Here is a 21135-nt window from a genome sequence, read left to right on the forward strand (position 1 = left end):
ACTATTGGCACATACCCACGATCACACCGGGCACGGTCACGGCCCTGGTCATGTGCATGGCTCGACCGACAAGAAACGCGTTCTGATCGCAGCCTGCCTGACCGGCGGCTTCATGGTCGCCGAGGCGCTTGGCGGCATCCTCACGGGCTCGCTGGCGCTGCTGGCCGATGCCGGCCACATGCTCGCCGATTCGATCGCGCTCGGCCTTGCCTGGTATGCGTTTCATCTTGGCGGCCGGCCGGCGACCGTTCGCCTCACCTATGGCTTCGGCCGGGTCAAGACGCTGGTGGCCTATACCAACGGCATCGCCATCTTCGTCATCGCGCTGTGGATCGTCTATGAGGCCTGGGGACGCCTGCAGGCGCCGGCGCCGGTGCTTGGCGGGCCGATGCTGGTGGTGGCGATCCTCGGCCTGCTGGTGAACCTCGGCTCGTTCTTCGTGCTGCACGGCGGCGACCGCGAGAGCCTGAACATGCGCGGCGCCATCCTGCATGTGCTTGGCGACCTGCTCGGCTCGGCGGCGGCCATCGCGGCGGCGCTGGTCATCCTGGCGACCGGCTGGACGCCGATCGACCCGATCCTGTCGGTCCTGGTTTCACTGCTGATCCTCTACACGGCGTGGTCGCTGATGCGGGAGGCCGCCCATGTCCTGCTCGAGGGCGTGCCGCCAAGCCTCGACCGAGATCTGATCGCCAGCGATATCGAGGCGACCATCCAGGGCGTGCGCGAAGTGCACCACATGCATGTCTGGTCGCTCGACGGGACCAGCAACATGGCGACGCTGCATGCCTGTCTCGACGAGGGCGTCGATGCGCATCAGGCGGTGAGTGCCGTCAAGAAGCGGCTTGCCAGCGAGCACGGCATCAGCCATGCCACCGTGGAACCGGAATTCGGCCAATGCGCCGACGATGGCGACGAGCACGACCACGGGCACGAGCATGAAGCGGCTGCATATCACGACCACCATCACTAGGACCGGATCGATCGATGTCGATCGTCCTGCCTCAGGAGTTGCAAAACCTTGAAAACCAGCTTGACGAACGCCCATCCTCCGGACGCGGCATGATGGACCGCGACACCAGGAACGCGGTCATCGCCGCCGCGTGGATCATGCTGCTGTTCGGTATAGGCGCCTACTATCTGCCGACCGTGATGCTGGCACTCGGCAGCCTTTCCACTGTGCTGGCCGGCGCCTTTGGCATCGTCTTCGTGCTGGCGTTCTTCTCGGTGTTCTGGCTGCGCGCCCGCAACCAGCGCAAAAACCAGGGTAAATAGGCAAGGGATTTTCGACATGCGCATTCTGATCACTGGCGCCGCGGGTATGGTCGGCCGCAAGCTCATCGCCCGGCTGGCCAAGGACGGGACGCTGCGCGGGGGCAAGATCACCGCGCTCGATCTCCACGATATCGTGCCGCCACAGGCGCCGAGCCTGGATGGCGTCAGCGTCACGCTGCACACCGGCGATCTCGCCGAAGCGGGTGCCACCGAGCGCCTGGTCGCATCGCGCCCCGACGTCGTGTTCCACCTTGCCGGCATCGTGTCGGGCGAGGCGGAAGCGAATTTCGATCTCGGCTACCGCGTCAATCTCGATGGCACGCGCGCCCTGTTCGATGCCATCCGGGTGGCGGGCTTTGCGCCGCGCGTCGTCTTCACCTCGTCGATCGCGGTGTTCGGCGCGCCGTTCCCGGACGTCATTCCCGATGACTTCCATCCGACGCCGCTGACCTCTTATGGTACCCAGAAGCAGATGAGCGAAGCGCTGCTGGCCGACTATTCCAGGCGCGGGTTCTTCGACGGTATCGGCATCCGGCTGCCGACAATCTGCGTGCGGCCGGGCAAGCCGAACAAGGCGGCGTCCGGCTTCTTCTCGGGCATCATCCGCGAGCCGTTGAGCGGCCATGAGGCGATCCTGCCGGTGCCGCGCTCGGTCGTGCACACGCATGCCAGCCCGCGCTCGGCGGTCAACTTCCTGATCCATGCGGCGGGGATCGACGGCAGCGCTGTCGGGCCACGCCGCAATCTGACGATGCCCGGCGTCGCCGTCACCGTCGGCGAGCAGATCGAGGCGCTGGAACGCATCGCCGGGCCGAAGGCGGTAAGCCTGATCCGCGAGGTTCCGGATGACACGATCTGGGCGATCGTCAAGGGCTGGCCGACGCGCTTCGAGGCAAAGCGGTCGCGGGAGCTCGGCTTCAGCGCCGAAAAGAGTTTTGACGAGATCATCCGCGCTCACATCGAGGATGAGCTCGGCGGCAAGATCGCGGGTTAAACTCCGACCCTCGTGGCGTCGGGCATCATCCGCCGCTCGCCAGGCTTGCCGACAGCAGCAGCAGTCCGAACAGGAACACGAAGGCGGCGCCGCCGATCTCGACGATCGAGTGGATGCGGTTGCCCATGCGGCCGTCGCCGGCGAAATAGACCGCCCAGTTCTTGGCGGTCACCGCCAGCGTCGCCAGTGCCGAAACGGTGATGGCGGTGCCCAGCGACATTGCCAGCACCGACAGCAGGCCGCCGAGCCAGAGGCCGTTGAGCAGGGCGAAGCTGAGCACGATCAGCGCGCCGGAGCAGGGGCGGATGCCGACCGCCGCCACCGCTGTCCAGGCCGTGCGCCAGTCGAAGCGGTCGCCTGACAGCAGCGCCGGATCGGGTGCGTGCGAATGGCCGCAGGTGTCGCAGACTTCGCCGGCCGCGTGATCGTGATGAGCATGATCGTGTTCGGCATGATCGTGATGATCGTGATGATCGTGCGAAGGGCCGTGCACATGGTCATGCGCGTGCAGCGCGTGCGAATGGGCATGCGCCGAATGGCTGTGAGCTGCATGGGAATGGCCGGCATGCGAATGCGCGCCGTGCGAATGACCCCCATGAGAATGACCCCCATGAGAATGACCGGCGTGAGAATGGCCGGCATGAGCCGCCGACAGGCTGTAGGCCGGGCCCTTGCCGAACAGACGCAGGACGGCGGGGCCGAGTTTGCGCCACAGCAGCCAGGCGCCGAACAGGGTGACGAAGACAAAGCTCATGATCTCCATGAACCAGGCTGCGTCCGTCATCGAGACGGAGGTGCCGCGCAGGACGAAATAGGCGACCCCCATCACCGCGACCGCGGTCAGGCCCTGCAGCAGCGCCGAGACGAAGGACAAGAGGATGCCGCGCCGCAACGCCACTTCATTGGCCACCATGTAGGACGAGATCACCGCCTTGCCGTGACCGGGGCCGGCGGCATGGAAAATACCGTAGGCGAAGGACAGGCCGACGAGTATCCAGATCTTGCTGCCGTCCTGGCGCATCGCCTTCATCGCCGTTGCCAGCGCGCGGTAGAATTCCTGCTGCCTGAGATTGATCCACATCAGGATATGGGCGAACGGGCCGGTGGTGGGCGCCATGCCGTCATTGACGCCGATGCCGAGCGAACTCTGGGCATGAGCCGCGTCGGCGAAATGCATCATGGCGACTGTGAGGGCCAACAGGCCGAATGCCAAACGCAGGGACGGTTTCGTCACCGGCTTCATCCTTCTGGCTGACAGGTCAGTTCGAGCTTGGTGGCGAAGATCTTGCTCATATCGGTGCCGGTCGGGTCATTGAAAAAGGCATCGGTGAGGGTCTTCTGGTTTTCCTTGATGGCCTCGTCGGGGTCGGGACGGACCACCTTGCTGGTGCAGTTCGAGGGCAGGCCTTCGACCGTGATGTTGGAGTCCTCGGTGAAGTCGATCGCCGTGTAGAATGTCGGATCGTAGACGCCGATATCGATTTTGCCGTTGAGCTTGATCGGCAGCTTCGGTTCGGACTCGAACAGGATGATCAGCTGGTCGTTGTCGAAATTGGCCATCAGATGCGGCGGCGGCGTCATCGCCACGTCCTTGCCGTCGACGGTGACGAGCTGGAAGTAATTGAACTCCGCCAACGAGGCATGAACGGTGTCGGCGACTTCCTTCAGCTCCTTGTCGTCGAGCTTCAGGTCGGAGTTCTTGTCGAATTCCATCATCACCGTCGAGGAAAACAGATCGTCGAAGCGCCAGAGATGACGCAGAGCCTTCACGCTTTGGTGATCCGGGGAGAGGATCACATCGAGGCGAGCCTCGGCGAAGACGTGTGGATGCACGTAAGCGGGTCCAGTGGCGGCAAAGCTAGCCGCCAAGGCCGAAGCCAGCATGATTGCGTGCCGTTTCAGGTGCATTCTCGGTCGCGATTCCCTAGGCCTCGGAAGAGTTGCCGAGAGTTACCAGAAAGGGGGCGAAATTGGGACCGCTGCTCGGCTGAAGTGGGTCAGGCAACTTCACGCGTCCTGAACCACTGCACCAGGAAGTCGACGAAAACGCGGACCTTGGCCGGCAGATAGCGGCGGTGCGGGTAGACGGCGAAGATGCCGCCGCCCGACAGGATACGGTCATCTATCACCGACACCAGCCGGCCGCTCGCGAGGTCGGGCGCGGCAATGAAATCCGGCAGGACGGTGAATCCCAGCCCGGACACGGCCGCGGCTCTCGCCGTCATCGGGCTGTTGACCTCGATCGGACCCGACACCGAAACGCTGACCGGATCGCCATTGTCGCCCTTGAACGGCCAGTTGTTCAGTCCGCGGCCATTGGTGTCGACGATGCAAGGCATGCGGCTGAGATCCTGCGGCCGTGTCGGCGTGCCGTGCTTGGCGATCAGTTCGGGGGAGGCGCAGAGCTTTATCGAAAACGGCGCCAGACGCCTGGCGATCAGCGACGAGTTCTCCAGCCGCGAGATGCGCACCGCAAGGTCGAAGCCTTCCTCGACCAGATCGACGAAGCGGTCGTCGAGCTGGATGTCGAGCACGATGTCGGGATGCTGCTTGGCGAAGTCGATCAGCGACTGGCCGATCGGCGCGTCGGCGAAGGTGCGCGGCGCCGACAGCTTGATCCGGCCGCGCACGTCGCCGGAGGATTCGCGCACCGCGTCGGCCAGGCTGTCGACCTCGCGCACGATCTCCGAGGCGCGCCGGTAATAGGTGTGGCCGGCCTCGGTCATCGAGAACTGGCGCGTGGTGCGGTTGAGCAGCAAAGCGCCGAGTTCGTCCTCCAACTCGCGCACATATTTCGACAGCAAGGCCTTGGAGCGGCCGATCTTGCGCGCCGCCGCCGAAAAGCCCTCGGCCTCGACCACGTCGATGAAGGCACGCATGCGCGTCAGTGTGTCCATGGTCAGGCCTTTCGTGCCGCGTCGAGAAGTTTCCGGCCGAGCCGTATCAGGGCAATGTCGCTGCCGGAAGGGCCAAGCAGCGACAGGCCGAACGGGGCGCCGGCGACCGAGCCGATGGGCAGTGTGATCTGTGGAAAACCGGACAGGCCGGCCAGGCACAGAAGCTGGAGCGCCCGTTCGCGATAGGCCTGGAACTGCTCCGGCGTGCTGTCCACGTAAGGCGCCGGACCAGGCACCGTCGGCAGGACAAGGAAGCCGTCCTTGCCGAGCAGGGCGCTCAGTTCGCCGCGAAAGGTCAGACGCCGCACCTTCTCGGCCTGGGCTGTCTTGTCGTCGACGGCGCGGCCGAAGCCGAATCGCTCCTCGACGCCGGGGCCGAGGTCGCGCTCGCCGCTGGTGATCCATTCGCCATGCACCGCCCAGGCCTCCTTGGCCTGCAGCCGGCGAAAGCACCAGTAAAGTTCATCGGGAGATGAGGAGAAGCGGATTGCCGGCGTCGCCGGCGCGCCGAAAACCGCGCCCGCCAGCCCCTTCATTCCGGCATATTCGGCCAGCGCCGGGCGGGCGACCAGCCCGTCCAGCCAATCCAGCGCCAGCGGCCGGTCCAACACGTGCTGGTGCGGATCGCGGCCGAGCAGCAGCTTGCCGACGGTCTCGTAGGTCTCGATGTCGTCGGCGAACCAGCCGAACGTGTCGAGGCTCGGCGCCAGCTTCATCGTGCCGTCGAGCGAAATGCGGCCATGCGTGGTGCGCAGCCCGATCAGTCCGCAAAAGCTCGCCGGCGCGCGGATCGAGCCGCCGGTGTCGGAACCAGTGGCGATATCGGCCAGCCTGCCCGCCACCGCCGCCGCCGACCCCGATGAGGAGCCGCCGGTGACGCGGTCGGGTGCCGCCGGGTTCACCGGAAACGAGAAATGCGCATTCTGACCGAACAGCGCGAAGGCGAGCTCGTCGGTCTGCGTCTTGCCGACGAAGCGTGCGCCGGCATCGAGGATCATCTGCACGGCGGGTGCGGTGCGCGAGGCTGCGTGGCTTTCGGCGAATTTTTGCAAATTGCCGCAACCGGTGCGGTAGCCGGCGACGTCGTATATGTCCTTGACGGCCAGCCGCAGGCCGGCCAGCGGGCCAAGCTGGGCATGTGCCACGGGCATCTGGCGAAGATCGAGAAAGGCGTTGAGAGGGCCGTGCGTGCCTGTCATCGTTCGATATCCGGATACGGTTGCCGCAACATTGTTCGACGCCAGAAATTTTACAACCTGCGATACGATTTTTATTGATTGTGAAAGTCTTCGCCCTTATATCGCGCTTGCCCAAAGTCGCACGTGCCTGTGGGTGTCCGCCGATCCTCGAATGGTGAGGGAAATCGGTAAGGTAACTGGAGCCAACCCCTCCAGTCGGTCTAGCGGCCAACCGCCAGCCCGAGGACACCTTGAAGCAACGACGGTGCGGGCCTTTCTGGTGTTCTGCCGGTTGTCCAAAAACCGGGGTTACTGAAGAGGCACACCTTCATTGCCGGCAGTGCGGACGGGTCTCCCATCCAAGCCAAGGCAGACAAAGCGAACCGAGGCCGGGCAAGGCCAAGGTTCACCGCCGCGAGACGGCGCTTCATGGTTCCGGGGTCTCCACCGGCTGGTTCCATGGATTTCCGTCCCGCCTTTGTCCACCGCGAGTTCGCGAGGCCGACAGCCCGCGTCCCGCAGCCTTATTGCGCGCCGAAAGGCGCTGATGGAGAGACCCCGATGGCCACCCAGCGCATCCTTGACTTCCTCGCCACCCGACGTCCGACCGGCCCCTGCCTCGTCGTCGACCTCGATGTCGTGCGCGACAATTTCCGCGCCTTCGAGAAGGCGCTGCCCGATTCCAGGATCTACTATGCGGTGAAAGCAAACCCGGCGCCGGAAATCCTGCGCCTGCTTGCTGCGATGGGCTCGTCCTTCGACACCGCTTCCGTTGCCGAAGTCGAGATGGCGATGGACGCTGGTGCGCCGGCGGACCGCATCTCCTTCGGCAACACCATCAAGAAGGAGCGTGACATCGCACGCGCCTACCAGCTCGGCATCCGCCTGTTCGCCGTCGATTGCGTCGAAGAGGTCGAGAAGATCGCCCGCGTCGCGCCCGGTGCGCGCGTGTTCTGCCGCGTGCTGACCGATGGCGAGGGCGCCGAGTGGCCGCTGTCGCGCAAGTTCGGCTGCGTGCCGGCGATGGCCGTCGACGTGCTGCGCCATGCCAAGGGGCTCGGCCTCGACGCCTATGGCGTGTCGTTCCATGTCGGCTCGCAGCAGACCGACCTGACCGCCTGGGACCGTGCGTTGGCCGACGCCAAGGTGGTGTTCGCGACGCTGGCCGAGGAAGGCATCGTCTTGAAGATGGTCAATATGGGCGGTGGTTTCCCGACGCGCTATCTGCGTGACGTGCCGGCCGCCCAGGCCTATGGCCAGGCGATCTTCTCGGCGCTGCGCAAGCATTTCGGCAATGCGCTTCCCGAGACCATCATCGAGCCGGGCCGTGGCATGGTCGGCAATGCCGGCGTCATCAAGTCGGAAGTCGTGCTGATCTCGAAGAAGGCGGCCAACGACAATGTGCGCTGGGTGTTCCTCGACATCGGCAAGTTCGGCGGCCTGGCCGAGACGATGGACGAGGCGATCCGCTACCCGATCGTCACCGCGCATGACGGCACTGAGACCGCACCTTGCGTGCTCGCCGGCCCGACCTGCGATTCGGCCGACGTGATGTACGAGAAGACGCCCTATCCGCTGCCTTTGTCGCTGACCATCGGCGACGAGGTGCTGATCGAAGGCACCGGCGCCTACACGACCACCTACTCGGCGGTCGCCTTCAACGGCTTCGAGCCTCTCCGATCCTACGTGATCTGACGGCGCTTGCTCAGCGCATTTTCGAACGGCGAACCGGACACAACTTCGCCTGAAAATGCGCTGAGAGAGCCGATCAGATCATCCCAGGTGGGCGACTTTCGTCCACCCGGGCTCGCCTGTGGAACAGATCTCCGCTCGCCAGGGATTACGGAAATGGAAATGCCAGTTGAAATTGGGGGCCACGCACCGGCCTTTGTGATGGTTGCCGAAACCGCCGCCGATGTTGCGGCGCGCGAGGCGTTGCTCGATCGGGCGATGGGGCCGAAGCGCAGGAAAAAGTCGTCGGAGAAGCTGCGGCGTGGCCGGCGGCCCTCGGAAGGCCTGGTCTTCGTCGCCCGCGATGGCTCGGGCGGCGTCGCCGGCACCGTGCGGCTGTGGGACGTCAGGCTGGGCGAGGGCGGTGCGGCTGCGCTGCTGCTTGGCCCGCTTGCCGTCGATCCGTCGCTCAAGAACGCCGGCATCGGCTCGGCCCTGATGCGCCATGCCATCGCCGAGGCGGCACGTCTTGGCCATGCCGCGATCCTTCTGGTCGGCGATGCGCCCTATTACGCGCGCTTCGGCTTCTCGGCCGAGAAGACCGGTTCGCTTGCCATGCCGGGACCCTATGAGCGGCACCGCCTGCTGGCGCTGGAACTGGTGGAAGGCGCGCTTGACGGCGTGCACGGCACGCTGAGGGCGGCCGGCCGCAAGCTGAAGGCGCAGGAATTGATATCGGCGGCCTGAGATACGAAGCCGCCAGCATTTCATGCAAAAACGCCGCCCGAAAAGGCGGCGTTTTTTCGCGATTGGTGGGCGCCACCTTGGGCGCCTGCATGCCTTCAGCCGATCAGCTGGCTGAGCGCCATGGCAACGGTCATGTCGCCTTCGACCTTTATCTTGCCGGTCATGAACGCCATGGTCGGGTTCAGGTCGCCAGCGATCAGCGAATCGAGATCGTCGAGCGAGAGCTTGATGGTGCAGTCGGTGGGTGCATCGGTGTTCGAGACGGTTGCGCCGTCGATGACGATGACGCCGTCGCTGCCGGTGTCGAATTTCACGGAACGATCGAACCCGCTGCTGGCCACGCGCGACTTGATCTTCTCGGCAATCTCCTGAACGCTCACGCTGTTCTCCTTGTCTGGTTGCATCTGTCTCGCAACGGCGCTTCGATCCAGCCGAAGCCCGTGCCGCGGTTTCGCGATCACGGTCGCTGCCGCATATAGCTTTGGGTTGACGTTTACGTCAACGCGAATTCAGGCGGTTGGTTCCTGCCGTTGCGGCAGGCGAGCCTGGAGGAGGCCGGGAATGCGAGCCCGGCAACTCAGTGTTCCTTGAACGCCTTGGTCATTTCGCTCGCCGTCTCGCTTTTCTTGCGGCGCAGCCAGTTGTCGCGGATTTCGTCCTTCGACAGGAAATTGACCTGGTCGATCAGAACCTCATGCACCAAAGGCGCCCCGACACGCGTGTTGACGGTATCGCGGATCGCGGCGCGGAAGGCATCGAGATCGATCGTCGCCTTGTTGGTGAAGTCGATCTGCGGATTGGAATAGAGGTAGGAATAAACCTGGTCGGTGATCAGCGCTTCGGCGGGAATGGACAGTTTCTTGATCTGCTCGGGTTCGACCGTGTAGACAAGCTTGGTCAGGAAATAGCCGCCGATCTCGGAATCGCGGATCAGCGGCACCGAAATGATGTCGGTCTTGACGTAGTCGAGGCCGCCCAGCATCGGCTTCGGCGTTTCGCCGACACCGCGCTCGCCGGCCGCCTGGAAAGAATAGAATACGGCGCCCAGCGTTGCGGCGCAGATCCAGACGGCGATGGCGATGACCTTGATCATCGGGCCTTGTCAGTCCCTTGGTCAGTCCCTTGCAATGGCAACGCGGCACGGCGCCGTTGCCGAGGCAGGATCTCCGATGTGTCGCCTGTGTTCGCCATCACGCCTTTATCCAGCCGAACTCGCCGGCGGAATAGGTGCCGTCGGTCTCGGCGCGCTGGATGGCGTGCCGCAGCAGGCTGGCGACTTCGTTGACCGCGCTGAGATGCGCCAGGATCGCCGCTTCGTTCTTCGCCAGCTTCTGGCGCAGCCGGGTCAGGCCCTCGCGGTGCTGCTCGAGGAATTCGGCTTCGCTGCCGCCCTTCATGGCGCGGGTCAACTCGTAGAGGTAGCGGCTCTTGCGGGCGTTCGATGCCTTGAGATCATAGTTGGTGGCGTTGCGGATGCCTGCCGTCTCTTCCTCGACCACTTCCTCGATGCGGCCGATGATGGCGGCGAGATTGCCGGGCCGCGCGAACGGGATCGGCGCTTCCGATGTGGTCGTGCGTGCTGGCAGGTTGGGGGTGGATTCCGAAAAGTCGGCCATGGCGTTTCCCAGTTTAGATCTTGATATTTGTTTTTATGGTCGTCTCGTCACCGGTCATCGATCCCGCAGCCTTGCGCTGCAATTGATGGACCAGCGAGGTCGACAGGCTGTTTTGCTGGTCGACCTCGGTCTTTTCCGGCCCGCCCGAAACCGGACCGACGGGCACGACGCGCTTGCCTTCGAGATAGTGGTCGGCGAGCATCGATTTGGCGATGCCGATGCCGCCGCGTTCGGCCATCACGTCCGCCACCCGCTCGGCAAGCTGCGATTTCCACATGTCGCCGGCCAAGCCCTTGCCGTAGACGCCCTCGGTGTCCTTGGGCAGCATGTTCTGGATGAAGGTCTGCAGCACCATCGCCTCGAACTTCTTGAATTTCTTGGCCGGGTCGGTTGCGGCGGCGGCCTTGTCGGCGGTGGCGCGCGACAGGATCGAGCCGGCATCGACGGAAGCGGCGGTGTCGAGTGAAAACGTGCCCGCAGCGCCGCCGGCCCGCTTTGCCAGCGCGGCGCGGGCGGTCTCGATATCCGCCGGGTCGACGGCTCGGGCCACATCCATAACGATGTCGCTGGGTGGAGAAATCGCCAAGAAAGTCCGCCTTTTACCGGTTTTCCCTGACCAGACCATGCCTCAACAAGCTTGTGGCAGGCTTGCGGGAAGGAGAGGGAGCGGAGTGCGGGGATCGGATCGAAGCTGCCGGCCGAGGGGGGGGATTTCCGCCTCAGCCTCACTCCTTGACCGCCCCCGTCATCGAGGAGACGTAGTGCTCGACAAAGAATGAATAGAGCACCACCACCGGCAGGGAGCCGATCAGCGCGCCTGCCATCAGGGCTCCCCATTCATAGACGTCCGAACGTACCAGCTCGGTAAGCACGCCGACCGGCACGGTCTTGTTTTCGGACGACTGGATAAAGGTCAAGGCGTAGATGAATTCGTTCCATGACAGGGTGAAGGCGAAGATGCCGGCGGAGATCAGGCCGGGCACCGACAGCGGCAGAACTATCTTGGTCAGGATTTGCCAGCGGCTCGCTCCATCGATCAGCGCGCATTCTTCCAGTTCGAAGGGTATCGAGCGGAAGTAGCCCATCAAGAGCCACGTGCAGAATGGAATGAGGAACGTCGGATAGGTGAGGATCAGTGCGAACGGCGTATCGTAAAGGCCGAGGTTGAACACCATTACCGACAGTGGAATGAACAGAATCGAGGGCGGCACGAGATAGGCCAGGAAGATCGCCAAGCCGACCTGCCGCGCCCCGGAAAACCTCAAGCGCTCGATCGCATAGGCAGCGAACACCGCCGCCAGCAGCGACAGGAAAGTTGCGGCGGTCGAGATGATGATCGTGTTGAGAAGCCAACCCGGATAGGACGTCTCGAAGAGCAGATACCGAATATGCTCGAGCGTTGGATGGACGACCCAGAACGGGTTGAAATTGGCATAATCCGTCATCTCGAGATTGGGTTTCACCGCCGTGATCGTCATCCAGTAGAACGGGAACAGCAACACGATGACGAAGATCAGGAGCGGCAGATAAACGGTCACCACGCGCCGGGGCAGGCTCTGAAGATAGCCCATGCCGCCTTCATCCGTGTTCGGGCGGTTGCTCGTTTCTATCGCGGCCATGTCAGTCTCCACCGCCCTGCTGCCATTTACGACGTTGCAGCCCGAAATAGCTGAAAAGGATCGCCGCAAGCAGGAACGGGATCATCGCCACCGCGATCGCGGCTCCCTCGCCAAGCTGGCCGCCGGAAATGCCGCGCTGGAACGAGAGCGTCGCCATCAGATGGGTGGCATTCACCGGCCCGCCGCGAGTCAGCACATAGATCAGCTGGAAATCGGTGAAGGTGAACAGGACCGAAAAGGTCATGGTGATGGCGATGATCGGCGTCAGCAGCGGCAGTGTCACATAGCGGAACAACTGCCAACGGCTGGCGCCGTCGAGCGTCGCGGCCTCGTAAAGCGATTGGGGAATCGTCTGCAGGCCGGCCAGCAGCGTGATGGCCACGAAGGGAATGCCGCGCCAGACATTGGCGGCGATCACCGAGGCGCGTGCGTTCTCCGGATCGCCAAGGAAATTGATGCGGTGGTCGATCAGTCCCATCTGCTGCAGCGCCCAGGAGAGGATGGAGAACTGCGAATCGTAGATCCACCAGAAGGCGATGGCCGAGAGCACCGTCGGCACCACCCACGGCAGCAGGACAATCGCGCGGAAGAACGATTTGAAGGGAAGGTTCTGGTTGAGGAGGAGCGCCAGCCAGAGGCCGAGCGCGAATTTCAGGATCGAAGCGCTGATCGTGTAGAGCAAGGTGTTGAAGACGGAGAGCCAGAAGACGGCGTCGCTCCACAGATATTCATAGTTTTCGATGCCGATGAAGATGCCGGGGCGGCCGATGCGGGCGTCGGTGAAGCCGAGCCAGACGCCGAGCCCCAGCGGATAGGTCAGGAAGACTAGCAGCAGTGCAGCCGCCGGAAGCATGAAGCCGAAGCCAAGTGCGTTCCGGCTTTCGCTCCAGCGCGATAGAATCCGTGAGAAGATCGAAGATCGCGGCTGGATAGCAGCTGACGGCACGGCCATGGGTCGGCTCCTGCTGAGGTCTCATTGATCGGCCGGATCGGCCGCGACGCAATCCGAAGCCAGCCGGGCAGCCGCGCTGCCCGGCTGAGCCGGCTCAAACGCGATAATAGCGATTTGCCCGCTTCTCGGCCTCTTCCATTGCCTCTTGAGGCGTCGCCTGGCCGGTCACCGCTTTGGCGAACATATCGACCAGCACGTAGTCGGCCATGGTTGCCGCCGAAGCATAGCCGAGCGGCCCGGCATAGCCGTTAGGCCGCAGAGTAGCCGAAGCCTTGGCGTAAGCGGCGTTGTTGGGATCGGCAGTCCATACCGGGTTGTTGTCGAATGCCTTCAGGGTCTGGCAGCAATATCCGGCCGAGGAGGTGATCCAGTCCTTCATTTGCGGTTCCTCGAACATGAACTGCAAATACGCCTTGGCCGCGTTGGGGTAGGGCGTGTAATTGAAGATGACAGCCGTGGTCACCTGGAACAATTCGACGGATTTGCCGACAGGGCCGATGGGCAGGTTGGTGGTGCGTATGTCCTTGGCGATTTCAGCCAGCTTCGGATCATTGTCCTTATTGATTTTGGCGGTGTTGTAGGCCGAGATGCCGTTGGCGATGACAGCCAGTTCGCCGGCCAGGAAGGCGCGGTTGTTGTTGACGTCGAGCCAGCTTTCCGTGCCTGGAATGAAGGTCTTGTAGAGTTCCTGCGCGTATTCGATGGCCTTGAGGGTCTCGGGGCTGTTGATCGTTACCTTGCCGCTCTCGTCGACCATCTGGCCGCCATGGCTCCACAGCAGCCAATGAGCATAGTTGTTGCCGTCGCCGACGCCATGGCCATGCGTGAAGCCGGCCGGATGGCCCTTCGCCTGCAAGGCCTTGCAAAGTTCCAGGAAGCCTTTCGTGTCTTTGGGAAACTCCGAAAAGCCGGCCTCTTTCACCCAGCTTTCCCGATAGACGATGGCGTTTCCGATCGTGGCCAGTGGCAGGCCGATGAATTTGCCTTCCCGGGTCGCATATTGCTTTGGTCCATCATGCCAGCCGCCGTATTTCGAGCCGAGATACTCGCCGAGTTCGCTCACGTCGTGCAGCTTGTCGGGATATTGGTGCGGGTCATCGAACCAGACGAACATCAGGTCGGGGCCGGAGCCGACATTTGCCGCGACCGCCGCCTTGGGGCGAATGTCCTCCCAACTTTCCTTGTCGACGCGGACCGCGACACCGGTCGCTTCGGTGAAGCGCTTGGTGTTGGCCAGCCATTGGTCCTCGTCGCCCTGGACGAAGGGCGACCAGCGCAGCAGTCTAAGCTTGGCGCCATCCTCGGGTTTGTATTTCGGTCCGTCCTGAGCAAGGGCCGGAGAGCTGATGAACCGACTTCCCAAGGCACCCGCCGCCGCGCCGGCGGTGGTGCGGATCACGTCACGTCTGGTGAACTTCATGCTCGTTTCCTCCTGCTTGTTGTCCTTGCCTGTGGTCCTACTGATCGGCACGTGTTTGGAACCTCTGTCCGGTTTCTCCGTGAAAGAGATGGATGAGGCCGGGCTCGGCCGTAAGCCGGATGGTTTCGCCCGGCGTGAAGGAATGTCGTTCCCGGAAATTGGCGACGATCTCTTCGCCACCGGCTGTCCGGCCGATGAGCTGCACTTCGGACCCGGTTGGTTCAACCACCGCGACGGTGACCGGAATGCCCTGGTCGTCGGACAGCCGCAAATGCTCGGGCCTTATTCCCAGCACCACAGGCTCGCCATTGGGGATGGAAAGTGCCGAGGCCAACGGGACTGAAATCCCCCCGGCGCCGCGGAACGAGGGTGAGCCGTCAATAGCGATCTCGCCCCTCAGCAAATTCATGGCCGGCGAGCCGATGAAGCTGGCGACAAAAAGATTGTTCGGCCGGTCATAGAGTTCCAGCGGCGGCCCTATCTGCTCGACGATGCCGTCATGCATGACCACGATCTTGTCAGCCATGGTCATGGCCTCGATCTGGTCGTGCGTGACGTAGACTGTCGTGGTCTTGAGGCGCTGGTGCAGTTCCTTGATCTCGGCGCGCATCTGCACCCTGAGTTTGGCGTCGAGATTGGACAGCGGTTCGTCGAAGAGAAAGACCGCCGGATCACGCACGATCGCGCGGCCCATGGCGACGCGCTGGCGCTGGCCGCCGGAAAGCTGCCGAGGATAGCGCGCCAGCAACGGCACCAGCCCAAGGATTTCGGCCGCGCGGCGCACGCCTGCATCGCTCTCCGGCTTGGAAACTCCTTTGAGCATCAGCGAGAACGCCATGTTCTCGGCAACGGTCATGTGTGGGTAGAGCGCATAGTTCTGGAAGACCATGGCGACGTCGCGCTCCTTGGGCGCAACGTTGTTGACGACACGTTCGCCAATCGCGATCTGGCCGCGTGAAATCTTTTCCAGGCCGGCGATCATTCTGAGAAGGGTTGATTTTCCGCAGCCCGATGGTCCGACCAGAGTGACGAACTCGCCGTCCTCGATGTTCACGCTGACCCCGTGCAGGATCTCGACAGCGCCGAATGATTTGTAGACTTCGCCAATTGCGACAGACGCCATCGATCCTCCCAACAAATTCCTGCGACGTCGTCGAAGGAACAACGCTTCCGCTAGCGACAGCCCTGGCTCCTCCCAGGCTCACGCTAGGCCGAAACGGTAGCGCTACCAAACCGGGCTGTAAAGCGTTTAGGGGAAAGCCGAACCTTGGGAGGGTCCGCTTCGCGCCACACAATCCTCCCAGCTGCTCCTGCGTCCGCTTCTGCGCGATCAAGTCCGGCACCTGCGGTCGCAGCGTTCGCGTTCATCACAGTTGCGCACGTCCTTGTAGGCTCGCTCGACCGGCGGCGATAAGGCTGGCTTCCTGCCTGGCGCTCGCGAGGTTCGCTTCCTGGCGTACGACCGCCTGGGCGATGCGACAAGCGGATTGAATGGCCCCTTTTCCGTCAGGGGCAGTCATTCCGGAACGATCCTTCCCGCTTGATTAGAATTCCACGTTGAGTTTTGCATTGAAGCCGTTCTGCTGGACGCCGGAGCCGAACTGACCCTGGTAGGCGACGCTGAGGGTTGCGGCATCGGTCAGGTTGAGATCGAACCCCGCTTCGATGGCGGCACTGTCCTTGGCGATCGGCACGCCAGCGATCGTGAAGGCATCACCGGCAGAGAAGGCATGTGTGCTGGTCGGTATGACGTCGCCATAGGCATGGCGCCAGCCCAGCATGCCGCGCGCTGTGGCATTGATGGCGCCGAGCGTGAAGCCGGCGGAGGCTCTGAGACCAAGCGTGGTGAAGGTGGCGTCGGTGGTCTGGCTTGCACTGGTCAATGCCGCCGCACCGCCCTTTTCCGTGAAGCCGTCCGTATGCAGGTTGACATAAGCGAGGTTGGCAAAAGGCTCGAAGGCCGCGACTGGCGTATCGATGCGATAGCCGAGTTCCCCGAACGCCTGGAAGGTGCCAGCGTTGTAGTCGCCGCTCAGGCTGTCGGCAAAGCCGGGCATGGCCACCGAGCGCGATGTCTTCATGTCATGCCACGTATAGGCAAGCCCGGAGCGGAAGGCGAGAGCGCCCCGCTGCGTGCCACCATAAAGGCCGAGATGATAATTGTCGCTCGAGCCTGACGAGGATCGGCCGTCGGCATCGAAGCTCGTGTGGCTGTAGCCAGTCATGATGCCAAGCCGCACATCCTCCGCGACAAGGCCGTCGACGCCGGTAAGAAAGCCGCCGGTGGAGGTATCGAGGCCTGCGGCATTGCCGTCGCCGTCGAAGGTGCCCCATGACCCGAAAGCCGTGCCCCAGGCGGCAAAGCGATCGGTGGTGGCAGGCGCCAGCATCGGACCGCCTTCGCCATAGGCCAGCACCGGCGTTGCCGGGATACCTACCCCCTCGAAGCCCGCACGCAGGCGGTCATTGATGGCATCGCGGACAAAATGGCTGTCCTCGATCAGCGCCGATTTGGCGGACGCATGGATCTCGCCAGATAACGCATCGAAGGCTTCGCGTGCGGTTTCATCGTCCGGAAGGCCGGCGATTGCATCGTAGATCGGGTTGCCCGGCCCGGCGCTTTCGGCGCCATTGGCGGTGGCACACTGGTTGCGGGTGCCGGCCACGTCGCAGAACGACACGTCATTGCGGGCAACGTCGAGATAGATATTACTGGCGTCATAGGCGAGTGCCAGGTCGACAAACGGGGCGTTCTGGTCGAACGCATCATAGGTGCCGGTCACGCCTTGATCCGCGCTCAGGATCGTGTAGCGGGTTCCGGCACTGTAGCCGCCCGGCGCCTTGAGCGCGAAGACGGTGCCACCCTGGATGGTGGCTTTGCCCGTCACGTCGATCAGGTCGGAATTGCCGGCCGGATTGATCTCGACTTCGTAGGTCGAGCCTATCTCCTGCGTGTAATCGCCTGACACATTCAGCGTGCCGATCGAATTGCCCGGCGTAATCGTGCCGCCAGAAGCGATCGTGGTCGTACCCACCGTTCCCGAACCGCCGAGCGTGCCGCCGGCTGCAACCGCAATGGCGCCAGCAATGCTTGCCCCGGAATGGCTGCCGTCGCCGACAACGAGCTTGCCGCCGCCGATGGTGGTCAGACCGGTATAGGTGCTGACGCCGTTCAGCGTCAGCGTGCCGGCGCCGGTCTTGACGAGGCTCCCTCCGATGCCAGTGCTGCCATCCTGGATGACGCCGCCGATGGTGTCGTTCTTATCCAATCCGCCAAGCGTCAGCGACTTCGAGCCGAGAAAGACGAGACCATCGCCCGAAAGCGAGCCAATCGCGATACCGTCCGACGTCATTTCGGAGATGTCGACCTTTCCCCCCGTATCGTTGATGATCGTGGCGCCATCCGCGGTGTTGGCGCCATGGAAGCCAACGAAGCCGCCCTTGTTGGTGATGGCGGCGCTGCCGGCAGACGCGGTGTCGTAGAAGTCGAGCGTTCCTTGGATTGTAACGCCAATCGTGGCATTGGCGGCGCTCGAATTGCCGTTGAAGGACGTCCTGCTACCATTGCCGGTGATCGAAGCCGCACCGGCCGATGTTTCGTCGTTGAAGTTGATGCGGCTTTGGGTAGTGACGATCGTCGCCGTTCCCGCCGACGCACTGCCATCGAAGCGCATCGTTGCGTTTGTTTCCATGACGATGTCGAGGCTCTCGGCGCTTGCATCATTGATGAAGCGGAGGTCACCGGCCTTGACATTCACCGGTCCGCTGCCCAGCGCGCCTGTCGTCGCCGCGGTGATGAATCCTGCCGAAACCGTCGTCCCACCGGCGTAGCTGTTGGCGCTCGAAAGCACCAGCCCGCCGGCCCCGGTCTTGGTGAGCGCGCCGGTCCCGGAGATGACGCCGTTCGCCGTCAGGTCGGCATCGGTCTGGAACGTCCCACCGCCGGCATCCAGGGTGACGTTGCGCGCCGTCGCGAACGCCGCCGTGTTCCGCAGCGTGCCGCCATCGAATGTCAGGGCACCGCTTGCGGCGCCGAGATTGGCATCGGACGAAACGGAAATAGTCCCGCCCAGAAGCCGCGTGCCGCCCTGATAGCTGTTGCTGCCTTCCAGGACGAGCGTGCCGCCTTGCGTCTTGCTGACCCCGCCCGCGCCGGTAATCGTCGTCGCGATGGTGGCTGCCGTGCCGGCCAGCACGCGGATCTCGGCATTGCCATCGGCGCTGTCGGAACCATCTATCGCGAGCGTGCCGGAACCTTCCAGGCGGTAGCCGCTGTCGACGAATTGCAGGCCCTTGAAGCTTTGCGCTCCTTCGACGGCGATCGTGCCGCCGTCGAAGCCGCCCGGTTCGTTCTTGAACACCGCATGGTTTCCTGCCCAGGAGACGAGAGTATCGCCGCCCTGGTTCAGCCATTTTTCGTTCGTGGTGTTCCAGGTCCCGTCGCCGCCTTGCCAGTGCTGCAGCGTGTCGTCGCCGGCCGCTCCGATGAAGAGGTCGACATTGCCGCCGCCCGCCTGGATCTCATAGGCGGCCGGATCGGAAAGCGGCGGCTTCGTGCCGATCTCCAGGCCGTTGTCGGTGAGGCTGCCGCCATAGGTCATCAGCCGGTAATAGCCGAGGCCCGCCGTGCCATCGGCCACGTCGCCGCTCTGCGCAAGATTGAGCGTACCGTCGAGCGTCAGATTGCCACTCACCCCGATGCGGTCGCTTATCCCCGGAGAGCCGGTTGAACCGCCTGGATTGCCGAATTCGTAATCGAGAATCGACCCTGAAGAGAGGCCCAGATTTCCGGCAACCGTCAGCGTACCAACCGAATTGCCTGGCGCGATATGCCCGCCATCGGCAACCGTCGTCGTGCCCACCGTGCCCGAGCCACCGAGCGTGGCGCCGTCCTCGACATTGATCGTGCCACCGAGGAAGCCGGCACTGGCATGGTTCCCGACAAGAAGCGTGCCGCCTGCAACAGTGGTGGCACCGGTAAAGCTGGAACTGTCCGTGGCCAAAACGGTCGTGCCGCTTTCATGGAGGATGGTCCCCAAGCCGGTCAGGGAAGGGCTGAAAATCAGATCGGACCCATCGGGATTTCCCAGATGATTGAACACAACCGTGCCTGTGCCAGCGCCAAAAGCTATCGATGCCGCATCAACCGTGCCGGCGGCCTTCGCCACTTCCCCACTTGCCGCACCGATGTTGAGCGTTCCGAATGATCCTGGCTGGGCCGCCAACCCAACGATAGCAGGACCCCCGGCAAGCGAAACCTGCCCGCCCTCCGACAGAGTCAGCGTGCCCTTGCCCAAGACGCCAACGGCAATGATGGAGTCGCCTGTCCAAACCGACCCGGGGCCCGTAATATTCACAATTCCGGTGGCTTGAGCATCCCAACCAACAATGGCGTTGTTGCCGCTGGAAACCTGCCCGCCATTTTCAATGCTGAGCGATCCATTGCCAAAGAGACCAACTGCGATGGCATCAACGAGTGTCCAACCCGAATCATTTCCGGAAATCACCGCGGAGCCAGTGCTGCCCGCGCCATACGCCACAACTCCCGAATCGTTGAAAACCTGACCCCCATTCTCGACGATCAAGCTCCCTTTCCCTTTGGAATCCCCATTGGAATCCCCGACCCTAAGGACGTCGGCAGTCCAGGTGGCCGACCCTGAAACTCTTGCGGTTGCCCACTCGTCCGGATCAGTTCCGTCAGTAGCAATGATCCCGGTAAAAGAGGTGAGCTGTGTGTCGATGTCGAGCGTGCCCCCCATGACGCCCAGGTTGCCCGCGAGGTCGGAAGCGTCGCCTGACAGCGTCAGCGTACCGGCGCCGGCCTTGCCGAAATGGCCGGGGCCGGTAATGGTCCCGGCATAGGTACCGTCGCTCGCCTGGTCGAAGACGACGGCGCCGGTGTTCACGCCTGAGAAGGTGAGATTGCCGCCGAAGCTGTTGGTGTCGCCGACCAAGGTGCCTTGATCGATGGTCCAGTCCTGCGCACCCGTGCCGGTCAGGGTAACGGTATTCGTCCCGGCCTTGTTAAAGCTCGTGAAGCCGACGAACTCGTCACTCGCGCCTACCGTGGCCGTATTCACGAGCTTCGAGACATTGAAGGCCGGTGTGGAAGGCAGCGTGTCATAGTCCCCGAGCATCAATGAGCCGGTCGCGCCACTCTCCACCACGACATTGCCGGTGATAATCGAGCCGTTTCGCAGGGAAAGCGTGTTGACGCCGCCGGTGAAGGTGATGGCGTTAGCCCGGCCAAAGAAAGAATCTCCCCCAGTAATCTCCCCAACGTTAAGCACCGCCAAATTGGCCCCAACGATGCCGGTACCACCGTTTCCATTGCTGGGCGTCAGGGGAATATAGCCGGGGGCGCCGCCACTGCCGGTTCCGCCAGCAGGGCCGTTAGAGCCGCCGGCATGGCCACCGTTGCCCTCGCCGCCAATGATCACTCCGCTGTTAAAAACCGTCCCACCATTTCTGAGGTCGATCGCTGCACCGGCGGATGCAGAAACCCCGGCGCGGCCACCGGTAATGCGACCGTCGTTGACGATGCTGCCAGAATCTCCCATCACAATGGCTGTTCCGCCGGTGGCTAAAGCCCCGCCCGTGCCACCGAGGACATCGCCATGGTTGGTCAAGTCGCCGCCGGCGTTCAAAACAATGCCCGCACCACCACCACCGCCGAAATTGGCGCCAGGATTGCCACCGTTTCCGCCAGCAACGGTGGCCGAGCTTTCAACAGTGATGGCGCCGTTGTTCAGAAGCACCATGCCGG

At 63.3% G+C, this 21135-nt stretch carries 18 protein-coding genes; 5 read left to right on the forward strand and 13 right to left on the reverse strand.

Annotated elements, in window-relative coordinates; all coding sequences use genetic code 11:
• The first annotated feature begins 4 nt into the window (after window positions 1–4).
• From EN949_RS09950 to denD, 3 genes are all read left to right on the forward strand, one after another.
• Window positions 5–973, forward strand: a complete 969-nt coding sequence (locus EN949_RS09950) for a cation diffusion facilitator family transporter (RefSeq protein WP_024502717.1) — start codon at window positions 5–7, stop codon at window positions 971–973.
• Window positions 974–1062: 89 nt separating this feature from the next.
• Window positions 1063–1275: a hypothetical protein gene (locus EN949_RS09955; RefSeq protein ID WP_013529748.1), complete on the forward strand. Its 213-nt coding sequence runs from the start codon at window positions 1063–1065 to the stop codon at window positions 1273–1275.
• 16 nt (window positions 1276–1291) lie between these two features.
• Window positions 1292–2269 (forward strand): D-erythronate dehydrogenase, encoded by a 978-nt coding sequence (gene denD / locus EN949_RS09960; RefSeq protein ID WP_013529749.1) that lies wholly within the window; start codon window positions 1292–1294, stop codon window positions 2267–2269.
• Window positions 2270–2294: 25 nt separating this feature from the next.
• On the opposite strand, the gene EN949_RS09965 is transcribed toward denD, so the two are convergent.
• The 4 genes from EN949_RS09965 to EN949_RS09980 all read right to left on the reverse strand — a co-directional run bounded on the left by EN949_RS09965 (window position 2295) and on the right by EN949_RS09980 (window position 6365).
• Entirely contained in the window at window positions 2295–3512 is a 1218-nt protein-coding gene (locus EN949_RS09965; RefSeq protein ID WP_013529750.1) for a nickel/cobalt transporter, read from the reverse strand.
• Window positions 3509–4177 carry a DUF1007 family protein gene (locus EN949_RS09970; protein ID WP_013529751.1) on the reverse strand — a complete coding sequence of 223 codons (669 nt, stop codon included), beginning with the start codon at window positions 4175–4177 and terminating at the stop codon, window positions 3509–3511. Before EN949_RS09970 ends, EN949_RS09965 begins: the two co-directional genes overlap by 4 nt.
• An 89-nt stretch (window positions 4178–4266) precedes the next feature.
• Window positions 4267–5166, reverse strand: coding sequence for a LysR family transcriptional regulator (locus tag EN949_RS09975; protein WP_024502714.1), 900 nt, complete (start codon window positions 5164–5166; stop codon window positions 4267–4269).
• A 2-nt stretch (window positions 5167–5168) separates the two neighbouring features.
• The gene (locus tag EN949_RS09980; protein WP_013529753.1) at window positions 5169–6365 is read right to left on the reverse strand and encodes an amidase; all 1197 of its coding nucleotides are present in this window, start codon (window positions 6363–6365) and stop codon (window positions 5169–5171) included.
• A gap of 540 nt (window positions 6366–6905) precedes the next feature.
• On the opposite strand from EN949_RS09980, the gene odc2 reads away from it, so the two are divergent.
• Together odc2 and EN949_RS09990 are read left to right on the forward strand one after the other, a co-directional pair.
• The gene (gene odc2, locus EN949_RS09985; protein WP_027161415.1) at window positions 6906–8039 is read left to right on the forward strand and encodes an ornithine/lysine decarboxylase; all 1134 of its coding nucleotides are present in this window, start codon (window positions 6906–6908) and stop codon (window positions 8037–8039) included.
• Between the two features lie 153 nt (window positions 8040–8192).
• The gene (locus EN949_RS09990; protein WP_063168935.1) at window positions 8193–8762 is read left to right on the forward strand and encodes an N-acetyltransferase; all 570 of its coding nucleotides are present in this window, start codon (window positions 8193–8195) and stop codon (window positions 8760–8762) included.
• Between the two features lie 95 nt (window positions 8763–8857).
• Here EN949_RS09990 and EN949_RS09995 read toward each other — a convergent pair whose 3' ends face one another.
• The 9 genes from EN949_RS09995 to EN949_RS10035 form a co-directional block, all read right to left on the reverse strand.
• Entirely contained in the window at window positions 8858–9142 is a 285-nt protein-coding gene (locus tag EN949_RS09995) for an SCP2 sterol-binding domain-containing protein (protein ID WP_013529756.1), read from the reverse strand.
• Between the two features lie 197 nt (window positions 9143–9339).
• Complete coding sequence (locus EN949_RS10000; RefSeq protein ID WP_013529757.1) at window positions 9340–9855, reverse strand: hypothetical protein; 516 nt, start codon at window positions 9853–9855, stop codon at window positions 9340–9342.
• A gap of 97 nt (window positions 9856–9952) precedes the next feature.
• Window positions 9953–10378 (reverse strand): hypothetical protein, encoded by a 426-nt coding sequence (locus tag EN949_RS10005; RefSeq protein WP_013529758.1) that lies wholly within the window; start codon window positions 10376–10378, stop codon window positions 9953–9955.
• Window positions 10379–10391: 13 nt separating this feature from the next.
• On the reverse strand, window positions 10392–10934 hold the full coding sequence (locus EN949_RS10010) for a rod-binding protein (protein WP_013529759.1): 543 nt from the start codon (window positions 10932–10934) through the stop codon (window positions 10392–10394).
• Between the two features lie 169 nt (window positions 10935–11103).
• Window positions 11104–11997, reverse strand: coding sequence for a carbohydrate ABC transporter permease (locus tag EN949_RS10015; RefSeq protein WP_013529760.1), 894 nt, complete (start codon window positions 11995–11997; stop codon window positions 11104–11106).
• A 1-nt stretch (window position 11998) separates the two neighbouring features.
• Window positions 11999–12949: a sugar ABC transporter permease gene (locus EN949_RS10020; protein WP_013529761.1), complete on the reverse strand. Its 951-nt coding sequence runs from the start codon at window positions 12947–12949 to the stop codon at window positions 11999–12001.
• Window positions 12950–13043: 94 nt separating this feature from the next.
• Entirely contained in the window at window positions 13044–14369 is a 1326-nt protein-coding gene (locus tag EN949_RS10025; RefSeq protein WP_013529762.1) for an ABC transporter substrate-binding protein, read from the reverse strand.
• A 37-nt stretch (window positions 14370–14406) separates the two neighbouring features.
• Window positions 14407–15492, reverse strand: a complete 1086-nt coding sequence (ugpC, locus tag EN949_RS10030; protein WP_127370955.1) for a sn-glycerol-3-phosphate ABC transporter ATP-binding protein UgpC — start codon at window positions 15490–15492, stop codon at window positions 14407–14409.
• Between the two features lie 421 nt (window positions 15493–15913).
• The gene (locus EN949_RS10035) at window positions 15914–20929 is read right to left on the reverse strand and encodes an autotransporter domain-containing protein (RefSeq protein WP_245461850.1); all 5016 of its coding nucleotides are present in this window, start codon (window positions 20927–20929) and stop codon (window positions 15914–15916) included.
• Window positions 20930–21135 lie beyond the last annotated feature (206 nt).

Source organism: Mesorhizobium sp. M7A.F.Ca.US.007.01.2.1, assembly GCF_003998165.1.
Taxonomy (GTDB): domain Bacteria; phylum Pseudomonadota; class Alphaproteobacteria; order Rhizobiales; family Rhizobiaceae; genus Mesorhizobium; species Mesorhizobium ciceri.

Excerpts from the sequence above, each read along its gene's own strand:
- denD (WP_013529749.1), top strand. The coding sequence starts at position 1,292 with ATGCGCATTCTGATCACTGGCGCCGCGGGTATGGTCGGCCGCAAGCTC.
- EN949_RS09980 (WP_013529753.1), bottom strand. The coding sequence starts at position 6,365 with ATGACAGGCACGCACGGCCCTCTCAACGCCTTTCTCGATCTTCGCCAG.
- EN949_RS10020 (WP_013529761.1), bottom strand. The coding sequence starts at position 12,949 with ATGGCCGTGCCGTCAGCTGCTATCCAGCCGCGATCTTCGATCTTCTCA.
- EN949_RS10015 (WP_013529760.1), bottom strand. The coding sequence starts at position 11,997 with ATGGCCGCGATAGAAACGAGCAACCGCCCGAACACGGATGAAGGCGGC.
- EN949_RS09990 (WP_063168935.1), top strand. The coding sequence starts at position 8,193 with ATGGAAATGCCAGTTGAAATTGGGGGCCACGCACCGGCCTTTGTGATG.
- EN949_RS10005 (WP_013529758.1), bottom strand. The coding sequence starts at position 10,378 with ATGGCCGACTTTTCGGAATCCACCCCCAACCTGCCAGCACGCACGACC.
- EN949_RS09965 (WP_013529750.1), bottom strand. The coding sequence starts at position 3,512 with ATGAAGCCGGTGACGAAACCGTCCCTGCGTTTGGCATTCGGCCTGTTG.
- ugpC (WP_127370955.1), bottom strand. The coding sequence starts at position 15,492 with ATGGCGTCTGTCGCAATTGGCGAAGTCTACAAATCATTCGGCGCTGTC.
- EN949_RS10035 (WP_245461850.1), bottom strand. The coding sequence starts at position 20,929 with ATGGGAGATTCTGGCAGCATCGTCAACGACGGTCGCATTACCGGTGGC.
- EN949_RS09975 (WP_024502714.1), bottom strand. The coding sequence starts at position 5,166 with ATGGACACACTGACGCGCATGCGTGCCTTCATCGACGTGGTCGAGGCC.
- EN949_RS10010 (WP_013529759.1), bottom strand. The coding sequence starts at position 10,934 with ATGGATGTGGCCCGAGCCGTCGACCCGGCGGATATCGAGACCGCCCGC.
- EN949_RS10025 (WP_013529762.1), bottom strand. The coding sequence starts at position 14,369 with ATGAAGTTCACCAGACGTGACGTGATCCGCACCACCGCCGGCGCGGCG.
- EN949_RS09955 (WP_013529748.1), top strand. The coding sequence starts at position 1,063 with ATGATGGACCGCGACACCAGGAACGCGGTCATCGCCGCCGCGTGGATC.
- EN949_RS09970 (WP_013529751.1), bottom strand. The coding sequence starts at position 4,177 with ATGCACCTGAAACGGCACGCAATCATGCTGGCTTCGGCCTTGGCGGCT.
- odc2 (WP_027161415.1), top strand. The coding sequence starts at position 6,906 with ATGGCCACCCAGCGCATCCTTGACTTCCTCGCCACCCGACGTCCGACC.
- EN949_RS10000 (WP_013529757.1), bottom strand. The coding sequence starts at position 9,855 with ATGATCAAGGTCATCGCCATCGCCGTCTGGATCTGCGCCGCAACGCTG.